Annotated in this window: 15 protein-coding genes; 5 read left to right on the top strand and 10 right to left on the bottom strand. The window is 63.4% G+C overall.

The genetic code is table 11. The annotated features are described in order from the left end of the window. Window positions 1–19 precede the first annotated feature (19 nt). The 3 genes from C7H85_RS06695 to C7H85_RS06685 all read right to left on the bottom strand — a co-directional run bounded on the left by C7H85_RS06695 (window position 20) and on the right by C7H85_RS06685 (window position 3,487). A complete protein-coding gene (locus C7H85_RS06695) occupies window positions 20–394 on the bottom strand; it encodes a DUF1850 domain-containing protein (protein WP_106728939.1) in 375 nt (124 codons plus the stop codon). Next, complete coding sequence (locus C7H85_RS06690) at window positions 394–2,406, bottom strand: TRAP transporter permease (protein ID WP_106728938.1); 2,013 nt, start codon at window positions 2,404–2,406, stop codon at window positions 394–396. Before C7H85_RS06690 ends, C7H85_RS06695 begins: the two co-directional genes overlap by 1 nt. 133 nt (window positions 2,407–2,539) lie before the next feature. Further along, entirely contained in the window at window positions 2,540–3,487 is a 948-nt protein-coding gene (locus C7H85_RS06685; RefSeq protein ID WP_106728937.1) for a TAXI family TRAP transporter solute-binding subunit, read from the bottom strand. Window positions 3,488–3,765: 278 nt separating this feature from the next. Between C7H85_RS06685 and C7H85_RS06680 the strand changes: the two genes are divergently transcribed. After that, the gene (locus tag C7H85_RS06680; RefSeq protein ID WP_106728936.1) at window positions 3,766–4,392 is read left to right on the top strand and encodes an energy-coupling factor ABC transporter permease; all 627 of its coding nucleotides are present in this window, start codon (window positions 3,766–3,768) and stop codon (window positions 4,390–4,392) included. A gap of 68 nt (window positions 4,393–4,460) precedes the next feature. After that, window positions 4,461–5,192: a DsbA family protein gene (locus tag C7H85_RS06675; RefSeq protein WP_106728935.1), complete on the top strand. Its 732-nt coding sequence runs from the start codon at window positions 4,461–4,463 to the stop codon at window positions 5,190–5,192. A gap of 298 nt (window positions 5,193–5,490) precedes the next feature. Here C7H85_RS06675 and ycaO read toward each other — a convergent pair whose 3' ends face one another. From ycaO to C7H85_RS06640, 7 genes are all read right to left on the bottom strand, one after another. Continuing rightward, window positions 5,491–7,248, bottom strand: coding sequence for a 30S ribosomal protein S12 methylthiotransferase accessory factor YcaO (ycaO, locus tag C7H85_RS06670; protein WP_106728934.1), 1,758 nt, complete (start codon window positions 7,246–7,248; stop codon window positions 5,491–5,493). A 319-nt stretch (window positions 7,249–7,567) separates the two neighbouring features. Beyond that, entirely contained in the window at window positions 7,568–8,671 is a 1,104-nt protein-coding gene (gene asd, locus C7H85_RS06665; protein ID WP_106729387.1) for an aspartate-semialdehyde dehydrogenase, read from the bottom strand. Window positions 8,672–8,783: 112 nt separating this feature from the next. Next, window positions 8,784–9,347, bottom strand: a complete 564-nt coding sequence (locus C7H85_RS06660) for an MltR family transcriptional regulator (RefSeq protein ID WP_210433585.1) — start codon at window positions 9,345–9,347, stop codon at window positions 8,784–8,786. A gap of 7 nt (window positions 9,348–9,354) precedes the next feature. After that, the gene (locus tag C7H85_RS06655) at window positions 9,355–10,506 is read right to left on the bottom strand and encodes a mannitol-1-phosphate 5-dehydrogenase (RefSeq protein ID WP_106728932.1); all 1,152 of its coding nucleotides are present in this window, start codon (window positions 10,504–10,506) and stop codon (window positions 9,355–9,357) included. A 62-nt stretch (window positions 10,507–10,568) separates the two neighbouring features. Then, entirely contained in the window at window positions 10,569–12,491 is a 1,923-nt protein-coding gene (locus C7H85_RS06650; RefSeq protein WP_106728931.1) for a PTS mannitol transporter subunit IICBA, read from the bottom strand. A gap of 429 nt (window positions 12,492–12,920) precedes the next feature. After that, window positions 12,921–13,829: a LysO family transporter gene (locus tag C7H85_RS06645; RefSeq protein WP_106728930.1), complete on the bottom strand. Its 909-nt coding sequence runs from the start codon at window positions 13,827–13,829 to the stop codon at window positions 12,921–12,923. Between the two features lie 164 nt (window positions 13,830–13,993). Further along, window positions 13,994–14,647 (bottom strand): TIGR04219 family outer membrane beta-barrel protein, encoded by a 654-nt coding sequence (locus tag C7H85_RS06640; RefSeq protein ID WP_106728929.1) that lies wholly within the window; start codon window positions 14,645–14,647, stop codon window positions 13,994–13,996. A 436-nt stretch (window positions 14,648–15,083) separates the two neighbouring features. Between C7H85_RS06640 and C7H85_RS06635 the strand changes: the two genes are divergently transcribed. From C7H85_RS06635 to C7H85_RS06625, 3 genes are read left to right on the top strand one after another with little or no spacing between them, the layout of a single operon-like run. Continuing rightward, window positions 15,084–15,851, top strand: coding sequence for an ABC transporter ATP-binding protein (locus C7H85_RS06635; protein ID WP_106728928.1), 768 nt, complete (start codon window positions 15,084–15,086; stop codon window positions 15,849–15,851). A 42-nt stretch (window positions 15,852–15,893) separates the two neighbouring features. After that, window positions 15,894–16,670 (top strand): ABC transporter substrate-binding protein, encoded by a 777-nt coding sequence (locus tag C7H85_RS06630; protein ID WP_106728927.1) that lies wholly within the window; start codon window positions 15,894–15,896, stop codon window positions 16,668–16,670. A 48-nt stretch (window positions 16,671–16,718) separates the two neighbouring features. Continuing rightward, window positions 16,719–17,459, top strand: coding sequence for an ABC transporter permease (locus tag C7H85_RS06625; RefSeq protein ID WP_106728926.1), 741 nt, complete (start codon window positions 16,719–16,721; stop codon window positions 17,457–17,459). The last annotated feature ends 3 nt before the right edge of the window (window positions 17,460–17,462 follow it).

Genomic DNA, 17,462 nt, shown 5'->3' with positions numbered 1-17,462 from the left:
TTGCCGAGTGAGGGGGTATTCAGTTGACCTCCGCTGAGTCACAGGCGCTGAGGGTGACGGCCTGCCCGGCCGGCAGCCAGTGGCCGAGCGGGCGGCACAGGCCGGAATCTTGGCAGAGGGTATAATCGCCGGTAAATTCGGAGCTGGCAAGCTGCACTTCGGTCAGCAGCAGCCCCGGCCGCCAGCGCCAGGCGCCGCCCTCCAGCCGGGCCTCGGGCGGCGGCTCCATGCCGGCCCCCGAGCCCCGTACGCTGGCCTCCACCAGCCGCAGCCGGTCGCCTTCGACCCGGTAGTGCTCGCTCCAGCGGATTTTCTCCACCGAATGATCCCAGCTCAGGCCGATGCTGCCGGTCAGCAGTATCAGGGTGGCGGAGGCGGTGGCCAGGCAGATCATCAGGCCACGGCCAGCGCCCGCTGGCGCTTGTATTGCCACCAGTGGCGCCCCAGCAGCAGGGCGGCCAGGCCCAGGCCGAGCTCGTCGGTCAGTGGCAGCGAGAACACCAGCAGGGCGGCGGCGGCCACGGCAGTCAACCGCTCCCACCAGGCGAAGGGGCTCAGCCAGTAACCGATGGCGCCCATGCCCCACAGGGACACCGCCAGCAGCGCCTTGAACACCACGAAGACGGTGGCGGCCAGGCCCGCGTCGCCCTGCAGCATCAGCTCGGGGGCGTACACCGCCATGTAGGGCACCACGAAGCCGGCGATGGCGATCTGCAGCGAGCGGATGCCGATGCGCAGCCCCGATGCCTTGGCGATGGGCGAGGCGGCGAAGGCGGCCAGGGCCACCGGCGGGGTCAGATCCGCCATGATGCCGAAGTAGAACACGAACATGTGCGACACGATCAGCGGCACGCCCAGCTCCAGCAGCGCCGGGGCGGCGATGGAGCTGGTGATGATGTAGTTGGGGATGGTGGGGATGCCCATGCCCAGCACCAGGCAGGTGAGCATGGTCAGCGCCAGGGACAGCAGCAGGCTGTGCTCGCCCAGCTGGATGATGTAGCCGGCGACGATGGTGGCGGCCCCGGTGAGTGAGATGACCCCGATGATCACCCCCACCAGGGCGCAGGCCACGCCCACCGGCAGGGCGTGCAGGGCGCCCTGGTAAAGCGCGTTCACCACGGTGGACAGGATGCCCTGCTCGCGTTTGGCCAGCAACAGCACGGCGAGCACCGCCACCACCACGAAGATGGCGGTGATGCCGAACTGGTTGAAGGTGGCACAGGCCAGGCCCAGCCCTATCCAGAAGGCGTAGCGCAGCCCCCTGGCGCCCAGGTGTTTGGCGACGCCGTTGCCCATGATCAGCACCACGGTGAGCGCCAGGCCCATCATGCCCGCGAACAGCGGGGTGAAGCCGGAGAACAGCATCACCACCAGCGCCACCAGCGGCAGCAGCAGGTACCAGCGTTGTCTGAGCGCGGCCATCGGCTGGGGACACTGGTCCTTGGGCAGGCCGTGCAGGCCGGCGCGGCCCGCTTCCAGGTGCACCATCAGGAACACGGTGAAGAAGTAGAGCACGGCGGGGATCAGCGCCGCCTTGGTGATCTCCACATAGGGCACGTTGATGGTCTCGGCCATGATAAAGGCCACGGCGCCCATCACCGGCGGCATGATCTGGCCGCCCATGGAGCTGGTGGCTTCCACCGCCCCGGCGAAGTCGGCCTTGTAACCGAACTTCTTCATCAGCGGTATGGTGAACTGGCCGGTGCTGACCACGTTGGCCACGCCGGAGCCGTTGATGGTGCCCATCATGCCGGAGGACAGCACCGACACTTTGGCCGGGCCGCCGCGGGTGTGGCCCACCGAGCCGATGGCCACGTCGTTGAACAGCTTGAGCATGCCGGCCTGCTCGAGGAAGGCACCGAACAGGATGAACAGGAAGATGTAGCTGGAGGACACATAGGTGGGGGTGCCGTAGATGCCCTCGGTGCTGAAGGCCAGCTGCGACACCACCTGATCCAGGCCGTAGCCCCGGTGCATCAGCGCTTCGGGCAGGTGCTGGCCGAACAGGGCGTAGGCCACGAAGGCCAGGCAGATCAGCGGCAGCGCCCAGCCCATCAGCCGGCGGGCGGCGTCGAACACCATCACCAGGGTGACGCCGCCGATGATCCAGTCGGCCTGGTTCATGTCGCCGGCGCGATAGATGAGGTCCGCCTCGAACCACCAGTGGTAGAAGGCGAACAGCAGGGCGAGTGCGCCCAGCAGCATGCCCCAGACCGAGGGGCGGGACAGGTGCTGGCCCCGGGCGCCGTGAAGCTGGTACACCAGGAACAGCAGAAAGCCGACGTGGATGGCCCGCACCACGGTGGTGGACAGCGGACTGAAGGCGGCGGTCACTATCTGGAAGATCGAAAAGGCCAGGGCGCCGTAGAATATCAGCGCGTGGGGCCGGGTATTGGCACTGTTCATCATCACTCCTCAGCCGGTACCGTCGTTCCGCGGCCTGGCTGCTGGTTATTCGGTGGCCGACTGCGGCCCTGTCTTGTGTTTGATCTCGGTTGGTCGTTGATGGGCCACGGACGGTTCGCCCGTGGCCCGGTCCTCAGTTCAGCAGGCCCTTTTCCTTGAAGTAACGCTCGGCGCCCGGATGCAGCGGCAGCGGCAGGCCTGCCACCGCCAGTTCGGGGTCGATGCCGTTGGCGGCGCTGTGGGCGTTGCGCAGGGCGGGCAGGTTTTCATAGACCTGTCTGGCCATCTGGTAGGCGGTGTCGTCGGAGACCTCCTCGTGGGTGACCAGCAGGTTGCTGATGCTGACGGTGGGCACGTCCGCGTCCTGGCCGGTATAGGTGCCGGCGGGGATCACCCCGGTACGGTAGGCGTCGTTGCCGATGTTGGCCACCAGCTCCTCGGGGATGGGGATGAACACCACCGGGGCGTGAGAGGCCAGATCCCGGAAGGCGGCCATGCCGAGGCCGGCGGACTGCAGGGTGGCGTCCAGCTGGCGGTTCTTCATCAGCTCCACCGACTCACCGAAGGGCAGGTATTCGGTGCGGGAGAAGTCGTCGTAGCTCAGGCCGGCGGCCTTGAAGATGGCGCGGGCGTTGAGCTCGGTGCCGGAGCGGGGAGCGCCGACCGAGATGCGCTTGCCTTTCAGATCCTCCAGGCTGCTGATGCCACTGTCGGCCCGGGCCACGATCTGGATGTAGTTGGAGTAGGTGGCACCCACCGCCCGCAGTTTTTTCAGCGGCGTCTTGAAGCCGGCTTCCTCTTCGCCGTTCCAGGCGTCGGCCACGCTGTCGGCCAGGGCGAAACCGATCTCGCCCCGTCCCCGGTCCAGCAGGGTCAGGTTTTCCACCGAGGCGCGGGTCGCCTGCACCTGTACCTTGGCATCGGGGATGTGTTCACCATAAAGCTGGGAGATGGCCACGCCGAGCGGGTAGTAGACGCCACTGGTGCCGCCGGTGAGCACGTTGATGAACTCGCTGGCCTGGGTGGCGGTGGTGGAAAGGGCCAGGGTGGCGCCGAGCAGACAATGTTTGATGACCTTCATTGGTTAGCTTCCTTGGTTATGGGTGTGCAGCGATAAGGTTGCAGTTTTGATGCCAGCTGTTAATGAAGTGTTTTTGTTGGTAACTAATTGATTTTACTAAGTGTGAGTTTCTGGCGATTCCGGGATTCAGGAATGCGCGGTGGTTTTGTTCCGGATTTCCAGACAACAGGCCCCGGCCGGGGATGGGCGCCGTCGCCGCCGCGCTTGTGGTAGCATGAAATGCCTGACGCCCGGCGCCGTTGCCGGGCATCTTTCGTGCAGTGAGGGAGCGGGGAGCGATGTGGTTGTTTTTGAGTGCCCTGGTGCTGCTGGCGGCGGCCCGGAGCCTGGACTGGCAGGCATGGCTGGCGGACAAGTCGCGCCAGCATCTGTGCTTCGGGGCGGCCATCGCCCTGGTGCCGTTGTGGATGCTGCAGGCCGGCATCCGGGACGGGCTGGAGGTCCACTTTCTCGGTCTGACCACCCTGGCGCTGATGCTGGGCTGGCGGCTGAGCCAGCTGATGGCCCTGCTCAGCCTGCTGTTGGTGACCTGGTTCGGGATCGAGCCCTGGCATGAATTCGGCGCCAACCTGCTGCTGGGGGGGATACTGCCGATCAGCGCCAGCTACTTCGTGTTCCTGCTCAGCTACAGCTACCTGTACCGGCACCTGTTCGTCTATATCTTCGTGGCCGGCTTCTTCAACGCCGCCCTGACCATGGCGGTGAAGACCCTGGCCTTTGCCGGTTACGTGACCTGGTCCGGCCAGTACCCCTGGCAGGTGGTGGTCGACGACTACCTGAGCATATTGCCGCTGCTGTTGTTCCCGGAGGCGCTGCTCAACGGCATGGCCATCACCCTGCTGGTGGTGTTCCGGCCCCAATGGGTCCGTACCTTTTATGACAGGGACTACCTGATCAACAAGTGACGATGGGGACTGTTGGTGGCCGAGCCGGTCTGTTAGTCTGCTCCAAAGCAACCCGAAGCGAGAATCCGATGAAGCATAGAGTACTGAAAACCATGATGCCGGTATTGGCCCTGGGTTTGTTGCCCGCCGCCCAGGCCGAGATGAGCCGGGAAGAGTTCCAGCAACTGGTACGGGAAACCCTGCTCGAGCAGCCGGAAATCCTGCGCGAAGCCATCATCAAGCTGGAAGAGAAAGACAAGCTGGCCCAGCAGCAGCAGTTCGCGGATCAACTGAAGCAGCAGTCGGGGCAGCTGTTCGCCAGCACCACCGACGGTATCATGGGCAACCCCGAGGGCAAAATCGAGATGGTGTATTTCACCGACTACAACTGCCCTTACTGCCGCCGGATGAACGAGAGCCTGAAAGAGGTGCTGAACAGCGAGCCGGAACTGAAGGTGATCGTCAAGGACATCGGCATCCTGGGGCCGGATTCGGTGCAGGCCGCCCGCCTGGCCCTGGCCGCCGCCCGGGAGGCGCCCCGGCAGTACGAAGAGCTGCACCAGGCGCTGATGAGCCAGCAGCGGGTACAGACGGCAACCCTGGCGACCATCGCCGACAAGGCGGGGCTGGACGCCAAGGCCTTGCAGGAAAAAGCAAACAGCAAGGAGATCGCCGACAAGCTGACCCAGAACATGGCCCTGTTCCGCAACCTGGGGCTGAACGGCACCCCGGCGCTGGTGTTCCCCGACGGCACCCTGATCCCCGGCGCCATCGACGCCGCCGGGCTGAAGGAGATCCTCAAGGACAAGCAGAAGTCGTAGGGATTGGGGAACGGGGACTGAGGACTGGGGATCAGACAGTTCCGGTTTCCCAGCGGTGTAAAAGCAAAAGTCCCGGGCCAAGGCCCGGGACTTTTGTGTATCGGAGCGCAGGCGGCTCGCCTGCAATGGCGCCGAAGGCGCCAGCATTGCCTGATTGAAGCGAGGGTTTAAGGTTGCCGCTTCGCGCCAAGATGCGGGCAGGCTGCCCGCGCTCCGAAGGCACGATTCAGACGTCAAGCTCCGGCGGTTTGCCCGGTGAAGCCGGGCTACCCAGTCCCGAATCCCCAGTCCCCGGTTTTTACTTCCAGCTGGCGGCGCGCTTGGCCTTCTGCAGTTTTTCGTAGGTGGCCAGCAGCGCCTGGTGGGCGGCGAAGTCCGCCAGGCTTTCGTCGGCGGCGGTCAGGCCGTGGAAACGGGCTTCGCCCGCTACCTGTTGCCAGGCCTGGGCCACGGTGCCGGCGCCGAACATGCTGTCGAAGGCGGCCCGGTATTGCGCCGGCTCGCGGTGTTCGTCCAGGTGCAGCTCCAGCGAGGCCTTGAGGCAGCGGTAGTAGCGGTGGCGTTCTTCGGTAAACACCGAGGCGTTGAAGCTCAGGGTCCAGTCGGCGTAGTCCAGGGCGGTTTCCAGCTCGCCGGCGGCCAGGGCCAGCATGCACTTGAGTTCGCCCACCCGCAGGGTGTGCCAGGCGGTGCCCTTGTTGGGGGCGATGCCGATCAGTTCCCGCACCCGGGTAAAGTCGTCCAGTCCTTCCTCTTCCAGCAGCTCGTACAGGCCCATCAGCTGCTCGCCGTCGGCGTCGCTGGTGGGCAGGCTCAGCAGGGTGGCGCGCAAGTGGGCCCCCATGTTGTTGTTGGCCAGCTCCAGGTCTTCCACCGGGTAAATGTCGGACATGCCGGGCACCAGGATACGGCAGGCGTACACGCCCAGGTGCTCGTAGTCGGCGATGTACACCGGCTGCTCCAGCTCGTTGAATACCGCCATCAGGTGGTTGAATTCCTGTTCGGACGTGCCGCTGAAGTCCCAGTCGGCAAAGGCGTAATCGGCCTGGTCCTTGAACAGATCCCAGCTGATCAGGCCGGAAGAGTCGATGAAGTGGGTTTCCAGATTGTGGTGGTCGGCCACTTCGTCGTCGTCGAAGGAAGGCGGCACGAACACGTCCAGATCCTTCAGACTGCGGCCCTGCAGCAGCTCGGTGACGGTGCGCTCCAGCGCCACTTCAAAACGCGGATGGGCGCCGAAGGAGGCGAAGCAGGTGCTGTTGGCCGGGTTGAACAGCACCACGCAGATCACCGGGTAGCGGCCGCCCAGCGAGGCGTCGAAGGCGTGGATGGGGAAGCCTTCCGCTTCCAGCGCCGCGATGGACGCCTGGATGTGCGGGTAGCGGGCCATCACCTCGGCGGGGATGCTCGGCAGGCTGATGCGCTCACTGATGATGCGGTTCTTGATATGGCGCTCGAACACTTCCGACAGCCCCTGGGTGCGGGCTTCGGTCTTGGTGTTGCCGGCGCTCATGCCGTTGGAGACGTAGAGGTTGCCGACGATGTTCATCGGGATGTAGACGGTTTCATTGTCGCCCTGGCGCTCGAAGGGCAGGGCGCAGATGCCGCGCTCCTCGTTGCCCGATTGCAGATCGACCAGTTGCTCGGCGGTCAGCTCACCGTCGGGATCGTAAAAGCCGCGGGTAAAGTCGTCGAGCAGGCCGGCGGGCAGGGTATTGTCCTGGGGCAGCGGGAACCACTTCTCGTTGGGGTAGTGCACGAAGTCGCCCCCGGCGATGTCCCGGCCCAGGTAGAAGTCGGCGAAGAAGTAGTTGGTGGCCAGCCGCTCGAAGTATTCACCCAGGGCCGAGGCCAGGGCCGCCTTCTGGCTGGCGCCCTTGCCGTTGGTGAAGCACAGCGGGCAGTCCCTGTCACGGATATGTACCGACCAGACGTTGGGCACCGGGTTCAGCCAGGAGGCCTCTTCGATGTCGAACCCCAGGGACCGGAGCTGGCGCTGGAAGTAGTCGATGGAGTCTTCCAGGGCGGCGTCTTTGCTGGGGATAAAGGTTTTCATGGTGTCCTCGGGCGTGATCGGCAAAAAAGGGGGCCGATCCTAACCCGAGGCGATAATTTGAACAAGTGGGAAGGAGGAAATCGTAGCGGCGTCGGCCCACGCGAATGACCTCTGGTCGCTCCCGCGAATTTATCCCTTGTCACTCCCGAAGGCGGGAGTCCATCAAACCCGGCCAGGAGCAAGGCCTGTGCTGGTTGCTCCTGGATGCCCGCCTTTGCGAGCATGACGGATTTTTGGGATCGGCGTTGCGGCCAGCCGAGAGCACAAAGAAAACGCCCGCCGAGGGGCGGGCGTTGTTCACACATAACCGGGAGAACGCTTAGGGCAGCAGGTGCAGCATGCGGCGCAGGGGCTCGGCGGCGCCCCACAGCAGCTGGTCGCCGACGGTAAAGGCGGACAGGTACTCAGGGCCCATGTTCAGCTTGCGCAGGCGGCCCACCGGCACGGTGAGGGTGCCGGTCACGGCGGCCGGGGTCAGTTCTTCCATCGACAGCTGGCGGTCGTTGGGGATCACCTTGACCCAGTCGTTGTGGCTGGCCAGCAGCTGCTCGATCTCGGGGATGGCGATGTCTTTCTTCAGCTTGATGGTGAAGGCCTGGCTGTGGCAGCGCAGGGCGCCGATACGCACGCACAGGCCGTCCACCGGAATGGCGGCCTGGGTTTGCAGTATCTTGTTGGTCTCGGCCTGGCCCTTCCACTCTTCCCGGCTCTGGCCGTTTTCGAGCTGCACGTCGATCCAGGGGATCAGGCTGCCGGCCAGGGGCACGCCGAAGTTGTCCACCGGCAGGTCGCCGCTGCGGGTCTTCTCGGTGACCTTGCGCTCCAGCTCCAGGATGGCGGAGCCCGGATCGGCCAGCTCGGCGGCCACTTCGTCACGCAGCATCCCCATCTGGGTTACCAGCTCGCGCATATGGCGGGCACCGCCGCCGGACGCGGCCTGGTAGGTGGACACGGAGACCCACTCCACCAGATTCTGCTCGAACAGGCCGCCCAGCGCCATCAGCATCAGGCTGACGGTACAGTTGCCGCCGACGAAGGTCTTGACGCCGCTTTCCAGCGCCTGGCGAATTTGCTTGCCGTTCACCGGATCCAGCACGATCAGCGCGCTGTCGTCCATGCGCAGGGCGGAGGCGGCGTCGATCCAGTAGCCGTTCCAGCCGGCGGCACGCAGCTTGGGATAGACTTCCTTGGTGTAGTCGCCGCCCTGGCAGGTGAGCACCACGTCGAGGGCCTTGAGGGCGTCGATATCGAAGGCATCCTGCAGGGTGCCGGCGTCTTTACCGAAGTCGGGGGCAGGCTGGCCGGCCTGGGAAGTGGTGAAAAACACCGGGTCGATACGGGCGAAATCGCCTTCTTCCACCATGCGGCTCATCAGAACGGAGCCGACCATGCCACGCCAGCCGACCAGACCTACTTTTTTCATCATCAAGTGTCCTTTACTTTGGAAGTGAATAACCGAAAACCTTATTCACAATACTGATTGAGCGCAAAGGTGCAAGGGGCAATAGGGGATCGGCGGGGGATTTTTGGCGCCGTCAGCCGGCAAAAAGCGGGTTGTTGCGCATCATTTCGCTGCAGGCGCCGGCCACCGCCAGCGCCAGCGCGGAGCGGATCACCTGCTCCTGGCGCAATTGTTGCATCTGTAGCAACGCCGGCTCCAGGTCGGTGGCGGCGACCGGCACGGAGAAGGGCTGCACCTCCATGGCGGCCACCATGTGCAGGGCCTTGAGCGGCTCGGCGATTTCCGGGTCGGTGAGCCGGTATTCCTGGCCCTGGCTGTTGAGGAAGTCGCGCAGCCGGAGCAGCCGGTCGATGTCCTGGTACAGCTGCTGGGAAATGATGCCGAGGCCGTAGATCAGTTTGAGCCGGACCGTCAGATCCGCCAGCGGCCCCATGGTGCCGAGCAGGGGTTCGACCGCGAACTTGACCGCGTAGTCGTCCTTGCGAAACACCTTCTGGATCAGTTGATCGAGCATGTCGTCGAACACCTCCACCATGGCGATGACAAAGCCCCGGGCGGACGGCGCCCGGTTGAGGCGTTCAAATATCTCGGCTTCTTGCTCGTGGCTGATCATGGGTCCTGGCTCATACTGCGTCATGGTGTCTTCAGTGCCGGAGCTGCCGGTACCGGGCTGCTATTTTCTCGGCAACATCGCTGTCGGCATCCAGCCCGGTGTAGTGGGCCAGGGTGGCCTTCAGCCCCTCCGTCGCCAGCCGCTGCTGCAATTCCACTGCCTGGGGATCGTCCTCGTTGCGGTAGCAGAAGGCGGCTGCAATGCCTTTTAACAGATTTGCGTTGTCGATGCCATATTCCAGGGTGCCGAGCAGGGGCTTGATCAGCCGGTCGCCGGGGCCCAGTTTGCGGATGGGCTGGCGGCCGACCCGGTCGATCTCGTCCACCAGGTGGGGGTTGGCGAAGCGGCCGAGGATCTTCTCGATATAGGCCTGGTGCTGCGCTTCGTCGAAGCCGTAGCGGCGGATCAGCACGGCGCCGCTTTCCCCCATGGCGGCCCTGACCTGCCCCCGGATCGCCGGGTCCTGGATGGCCTCGCCGATGGTGTGGTAGCCCGCCAGGGCGCCCAGGTAGGCGGTGATGATGTGGCCGGTGTTGAGGGTGAACAGCTTGCGTTCGACAAAGGCCATCAGGTTGTCGGTGGGCTCCATGCCGGGGATGGCGGGAATGTCGCCCCGGAACTGGGTCTGGTCCACTATCCATTCGCTGAAGGTCTCGACGGTGACCGCCAGCGGGTCCGAGGCGTCGGTGGACGGCGGCACGATGCGGTCCACCGCCGAGTCGACGAAGCCGACCTGCTGCTCGAGCTCGGGCAGGTAACGCGGGTCCAGATGCTTGAGCACTTCTTCCTTGAGGAAGCTGGTGCCGCGCACCTGGTTTTCGCAGGCGATGATGTTGAGCGGGGAGCGGTTGCCCTGTTCGAAGCGCCGTTGCAGGCCCTGGGCCAGGGTGCTGGCGATCAGGGTGAGCACGGTCGGGCCCACGGCGGTGGTGATGAGATCGGTGCCGGCAATCAGCTCCAGCAACTCGGGGCGGCGGGAGTCGACGGCGTCGACGCCGGTGACGGTGTCGGTGCACACTTCCTGGCCGACGATGTGCACCGGGTAGCTGTGGCGGCTGCTCAGGGCCTCTACCAGTTGCGGGTTGACGTCGGCGAAGGTCACGTGGATGCCGGCGTCGGCCAGTAGTTTGCCGATAAAGCCGCGGCCGATATTGCCGGCGCCGAAATGAATGGCGGTTGTCATGGGGTCACCTTGTGTAACAGGGGGCCGTTATCCGGCCCCGATAATCATAAACGGGTCCAGGCTCAGGCCGGATTAAGCACTTTCAATACTTCTTCCACGCTCTGGGTGCTGGTCAGCCTGGCGATAACGGTGTCGTCGTCGAGGGCGCCGGTGATGGCGGCGATCACGTCGAGATGCTCGTTGTTGCGGGCGGCGATGGCGATCACCAGCCTGGCGATGTCGTCCTCGTCATCGCCGAACTTCACTCCCTGCGGGTACTGGCAGACGATGACCCCGGTCTTTTTCACCGCGTCCTTGGCGTCGCTGGTGCCGTGGGGCACGGCGATGGACTCGCCCAGGTAGGTGGAGGTCAGTTGCTCCCGGGCCAGCATGGCGTCGACATAAGAAGGCTCCACGTAGCCGCCTTTCACCAGTTGTTCACCGGCGAAGCGGATGGCGTCTTCCTTGCTGGTGGCGCTCAGCCCCAGGTGGATGTTGTCCGCCTGCAGCCGGAAGGGGGCCTTGTCATCCGCGCCGGCCTCGGCGGCGGCAACCGGATCGGCAACCGGAGCAGTGGCCGGGGCCGGTTCGGCAGCCTGGGCGCGACCCTTGCTCAGCCGGGCGACCAGACTGTCGTAGAGGGAGCCGTCGAGGAAGTTGGTGAGCGAGATATGCTCGGCCTGGGGCGCGTGGCGACGGGCCCGGTCGGTCAGATCCTTGTGGGTGAGCACGATATCGACGCTGTCGTCCAGGTTGTTGATGGCCAGGTTGCTGACCGAGATGCCGAGCCCCGCCGCCGTTACTTTCTTGGCCAGCATGCTCGCCGCCATGGCGCTGGAACCCATGCCCGCGTCGCAGGCCACGATGATCTTGCGTACCGCGGCCGGATCCTTGGTGATGGTGCCGCCGGACTGACCCTTGCTTTCGGCCTTCATCGCCTGAACCTTGGCGGCGGCGGCTTCCAGTTCGTCGCCGCCGGTGTCGGCCTGGCGCTGTGTTTTCAGCAGCAGGGAGGCGACCACGAAGGACACCGTCATCGAGGCCAGCACCGCCAGGATCACCCCGACGTGGGCGCCGCGGGGGGTCATCAGCATCACCGCGAAGATGGAGCCGGGAGAGGCCGGAGCCTGCAGGCCGGCGTTGAACAGGGTCAGGGTGAACACCCCGGTCATGCCGCCGGCGATGACCGCCAGGATCAGGCGCGGGTTCATCAGCACGTAGGGGAAGTAGATTTCGTGGATGCCGCCGAAGAAGTGGATGATGGAGGCTCCGGCGGCGGACTGCTTGGCGTTGCCGCGGCCGAAGAACATGTAGGCCAGCAGCACGCCCATGCCCGGACCCGGGTTGGCTTCGATCAGGAAGAAGATGGACTGGCCGAATTCGCTGGCCTGCTGGATGCCGAGCGGGGTGAAGATGCCGTGGTTGATGGCGTTGTTGAGGAACAGGATCTTGGCCACTTCCACGAAGATGGAGGTCAGCGGCAGCAGACCGGCGTCCACCAGGAAGCCGACACCGGCGGCCAGGGCCGCGGACATCAGCTTGACGAAGGGGCCGATCAGCAGGTAGGCGACGATGGCGCAGAGCATGCCGATGATGCCGGCGGAGAAGTTGTTGACCAGCATCTCGAAGCCGCTCTTGACCTTGCCCTCGATGGCCTTGTCGAAGTGCTTGATGGCCCAGCCGCCGGCGGGGCCGACGATCATGGCGCCCATGAACATGGGGATGTCGGTACCGACGATGACCCCCATGGTGGTGATGGCGCCCACCACTGCGCCCCGGTCGCCGCCCACCAGCTTGCCGCCGGTGTAGCCGATCAGCAGCGGCAGCAGGTAGGTGATCATGGGGCCGACCATGGTAGCCAGGGTTTCGTTGGGCAACCAGCCGGTGGGAATGAAGAGGGCGGTGATAAAGCCCCAGGCGATAAAGGCGCCGATATTGGGCATCACCATGTTGGACAGGAAGCGTCCGAAGTTCTGAATCTTGATTTTGCTGTTCTGGGATAACATAAACAACCCCGCCTGGTGCGATGTCAGTTCCATTGTCGGTAGGCGGCATGACCGCCCGCTATTTGAGCTCGTAAGAAATCTAACACCTCCGGGGCGGGGCGTAGCGGCAGTGACGGTTACTGTGATGCAGATCGATTTTTTCGATGGGGGACGGGAATTTTTAAGTGATCTTTGTCACGACGTTGCACGGTAATTTTGCTACTTTTCGATTTTCTTATTTAAAAAATAGGATTTTTTGTGATTTAAATCACATTTCCATCTAGGTGAGCTCTTGTTTTTTGTGTGACTTGGATCGCGTATTTTGAACGTGGTGCCGCGACAGGCGGAAAGCGTCGTGATCAGGGTCACTTAATGGCGGACGCCGATGGCGCTGGCCGGCCCCGGAACGGAGCCGGCCAGAAGAAATGTCATTTTATTACAGTTTGCGATTCAGCCGGTGAGCGACAGGAAACCGAGGATGAACACCGGTCCCGCCAGGCTCAGGATAAAACCGGACACGATGGCCACCGGCACCACGGTGACGCCACCGGAACGCTGCAGCACCGGCAGGGTGAAATCCATGGCGGTGGCGCCGCCGTAGCCGATGGCGCAGGAGGGATGACGGCGCATCAGCGCCGGGATGATCAGGATGGCCACCAGCTCCCGGGCCAGGTCGTTGAGGAAGGCGGCGCTGCCGAGCACCGGCCCCAGCTGATCGCTGATCAGGATCCCGGAGAGAGAATACCAGCCATAGCCGGAGGCGAACGCCAGCCCCTGGCTGGCCGGCATGCCCAGCAGCCAGGCGCCGGCCAGGCCCCCGCCCCAGGAGCTGACCATCACCACCAGGGCCACCGCCAGGCCCCAGCGGTTGAGCAAAATCTGGCGCAGCCTCATGCCGGAGTTGCGCAACTGAATGCCGATCAGCAGCAACAGCAGCATCAGTGCCCATTCGCTTAAGCGTTCCACCGCGAACCACTCGGGATCGAGCAGCTGGCCGAGCAACACCCCCGCGAGGATCACCAGGCACAGTTTGGCGGAATCCAGCAACAGCGCCCACTTGCTGAGGGCCGGAGCGCCCCGTTCCCCCTCGAGCCGGCCGCGCTTGACGTCCAGCAGCCACAGGCCGGCCAGGTTGGCGACGGTGATGCAGGCGAGAAACACCAGGCAGACGGTAAAAATGGTGCCCAGGTGGACGCTCAGGTCGTCGACAAAGGCGAGGCTGATGCCCATCAGGAACAGGATCAGATAGACCATGCGGGCCACGGCCACATTGATGAAGTGAATGATGGACCGGGAGCGGCAGGGAATGCCGTAACCCAGTGCCAGGGGCAGCAGGACGATAAGCAGGCCGGAGTACATGTTGATTATTTTCCAGTTTATTGATACGGCTTTATTTTGTACCGCTTTATTGGGTAACAAACAGGATACGTGAGCCTTTCCGGAAAACAAGGCCGAACAATCGGATTTAACCGGGGGGAAAGTTGGCAGGAAAGACCCCGGCCACCGGCCGGGGCAGAGCGGGATCAGAACTGGACTTCGGCGCCGGCAAAGAAACCGTCTATGGTTTGATCGACGCGCACACCGTCCAGCCGATGCAGATCCAGCACCGACTCGCGCCAGCCGGCGCGCAGATTGACCGGCAGGCCGGACAGGGCATAACGGGCGCCCAGGCGATAGTCGTAGCTGCTGTCATCGTCCCAGTCGGCGGCGCGGACATCGCCGAAGAAGCTCAGGCCGGAGCCTACCACCTGCGCATCGGCGGCCGCATAGGCCATCAGCTTGGTGCCGTCGTAGCCGCGGCCGTTGATATCGCCATCGTAATGGCGCAGGTTGGCGCCGAGATCGATGCCGAACAGGCCGTTGTCGAACACCTGGTAGTAAAAGGTGGTGTCCACGGTGTCCAGGTCGTTGTCGAAGAAACGGCCGGAGCTGCCCAGATCGGCCACCTCGAGGGCGACATTGGGCAGCAGGGGAATGCTGTGCTCCAGCCGGAGGTGGCCGGTCAGTCGGTGATTGTCATCATAGTGTCCCGGTTGGCTGGCGCCCTGGCCGTGCACCCGGCCGTGGGTGTCGGTGTTCCAGTAGTCGGCACCGGCGGTGATGCCCCAGTCATCGGCCAGGGCGGGAGTGGCGGCGAGCAGCAGCGAAACGGAAGAAAGCAGCAGATTCTTGTTCATTATTTGAGTCCATTAAAGGTTACCACGGCGCCATTGTAACGGCCTGGCCGGTAATAGCCAGCCGGCCAGGCCTCCGCGCGATCGATGTTGACCGGCGCGCCATTGTGCCCCGTTGCCGCCGCCGGCCCGCTCCGGACCGGTATAATGAATAATGTCGCAGCCGGCGTCATGGTGCGCCGGCCGGAATAGTGTTATTGCTCGGCTCCGAGGTAAGGTGGCGAGTTATGCCTTGATATTTTATTCGGTATTTTTGAATAATTTTATACTGTGTTGTGGTGGTATTTTCGTATAAAAAACCGACCATCGTGGCAAAGTAGAGGGGATTGTGTTGTTATTGGCCCGAACAGATGGTAATTTTCTGGCAGCGGTTAACAAGTCGTTAACCATGGATAAGAGTTATGCCGCCCTGTCGGCATCGGGAATAAAGGTCTAACGGATGAGCAAACCTGCCCTGGAAGTGTCGGGCCTGCACAAGCATTACGGCTCCCTGGAAGTGCTGAAAGGTATCGATTTAAGCGCCGGCAACGGCGACGTCATCTCCATCATCGGTTCCTCCGGATCCGGCAAATCCACCTTCCTGCGCTGCATCAACCTGCTCGAAACCCCGTCGGCCGGCGAGGTTCGCGTACACGGCGAACTGATCGAAATGCGCAGCAACAAGGCCGGCGAGCGGGAGCCGGTGAGCATGCGTCAGGTGGAGCGGATCCGTTCCCGGCTGGCGATGGTCTTTCAGAGTTTCAACTTATGGTCTCATATGACCATATTGCAAAACATCATCGAAGTGCCGGTGCATGTGCTCAAGGTGCCGAAGAAAGAAGCCATCGAGAAGGCCGAGGCCCTGCTGCAGCGGGTCGGGCTCTACGATCGGCGGGAATACTATCCCGGCCACCTGTCCGGCGGCCAGCAGCAGCGGGCAGCCATCGCCCGGGCCCTGGCGGTGGATCCCGAGGTGATGCTGTTCGACGAGCCCACCTCGGCGCTGGATCCGGAACTGGTCGGCGAGGTACTGGGAGTGATGCGCGGGCTGGCGGAAGAAGGCAGGACCATGCTAGTGGTGACCCACGAGATGAGTTTCGCCCGGGACGTGTCCAACAAGGTGATGTTTTTGCATCAGGGACGAGTGGAAGAGCAGGGGGATCCCAAGCATATTTTTGCGAACCCCAGTTCCGAACGGTTCAAACAATTTATTTCCTCGGTTTACTGAGACCCAGGCAATGACCAAGGATGTTACACAAGGAGTAAGGCTATGAAGAAACTGTTGGTTGCCGGCGCCATGATGGCCGCACTGGCTACAGGCGCGGTTCACGCCCAGGACTGGAAAACCGTACGCTTCGGCATCGAAGGCGCCTATCCCCCCTTTTCCTGGACCGATGAAAGCGGCCAGTTGCAGGGCTTCGACGTGGACATGGCCAATGCCCTGTGCGAGCAGATGCAGGTGAAATGCGAACTGGTGGCCCAGGACTGGGACGGTATCATCCCCGCCCTGCTGGCCCGCAAGTACGACGCCATCATCGCCGCCATGTCGATCACCGAGGAGCGCAAGCGCACCGTCGACTTCACCGGCAAATACGCCCTGGTGCCGAACAAGTTCGCCGCCAGGAAGGGGGCCGAACTCGAGCTGAGCAAGGAAGGGTTGGTCGGCAAGCGTGTCGGCGTACAGATCGCCACCACCCACGACAAGTACCTGACCGACAACTTCGGCCAGGACGTGTCTCTGGTGCGTTACGGCACCGCCGACGAAGCCTACCTGGATCTGAAGTCCGGCCGCATCGACTACGTGTTCCTGGACGCCACCGCCATCGAGGAAGGGCTGCTCAACAAGGACGGCGGCGACCAGTTCGAGTTCGTCGGCCCCTCGGTCACCGACGAGCAGTGGTTCGGCGAAGGCTTCGGTATCGCCGTGCGCAAGCAGGATCAGAAGCTGAAGGAAATGCTGAACGAGGCCATCCTGGAGCTGCGTGAAAACGGCAAATACCAGGAAGTGAACAGCAAGTACTTCGAATACGACGTATACGGCGGTTAATCAGCGGTTACCGGCCCCGGCTCGGGGCCGGTATGATAGGAAGTCGTTATGCTGGATCTGAAAGGATACGAAAGCTCCCTGCTGGAAGGGGCCTGGGTGACCATAGAGGTGGCCCTGTTGTCATTACTGCTGGCGGTGACCCTGGGATTGCTGGGGGCGCTGGCCAAACTCTCTGCATTCCGGCCGGCCCGCTGGCTGGCCACCGGCTATACCACGGTGATCCGGGGCATTCCGGACCTGGTGCTGATGATGCTGATCTTCTTCGGCGGCCAGGTACTGCTCAACAATTCCCTCTACTCGCTCAATCAGAAGCTGAACGACTGGATTGGTGGCGGCGACCCCGCTCATCAGTGGGTCAGCTATCTGCCCGACTACGTGGAGATCAGCCCCTTCATGGCGGGCATCATCACCATCGGCTTCATTTTCGGCGCCTACATGACCGAAACCTTCCGCGGCGCCATCCTGGCGGTGGACAAGGGAGAGCTGGAAGCGGCCCGGGCCTACGGCATGAGACCGACCCTGGTGTTCCGCCGCATCCTGTTTCCGCAGATGATGCGCCACGCCCTGCCGGGGTTGGGCAACAACTGGCTGGTGTTGCTCAAGACCACGGCCCTGGTGTCGATCATCGGGCTCGACGACATGGTGCGCAAGGCGTCGCTGGCGGCGGGGGCGACCCAGTTGCCTTTTACCTTCTATATGGCGGTGGCCATTATTTTCCTGCTGTTCACCGCGGTGTCCACCTCCATGCTCAGGTGGGCGGAACGTCACTACGCCATTCAGACGAGGTAATAA

The sequence above is a fragment of the Zobellella endophytica genome (genome assembly GCF_003012775.1).
GTDB lineage: Bacteria > Pseudomonadota > Gammaproteobacteria > Enterobacterales > Aeromonadaceae > Oceanimonas > Oceanimonas endophytica.
Note: the sequence above shows the minus strand (reverse complement) of the source record. Positions and strands in the feature narration are given on the sequence as shown.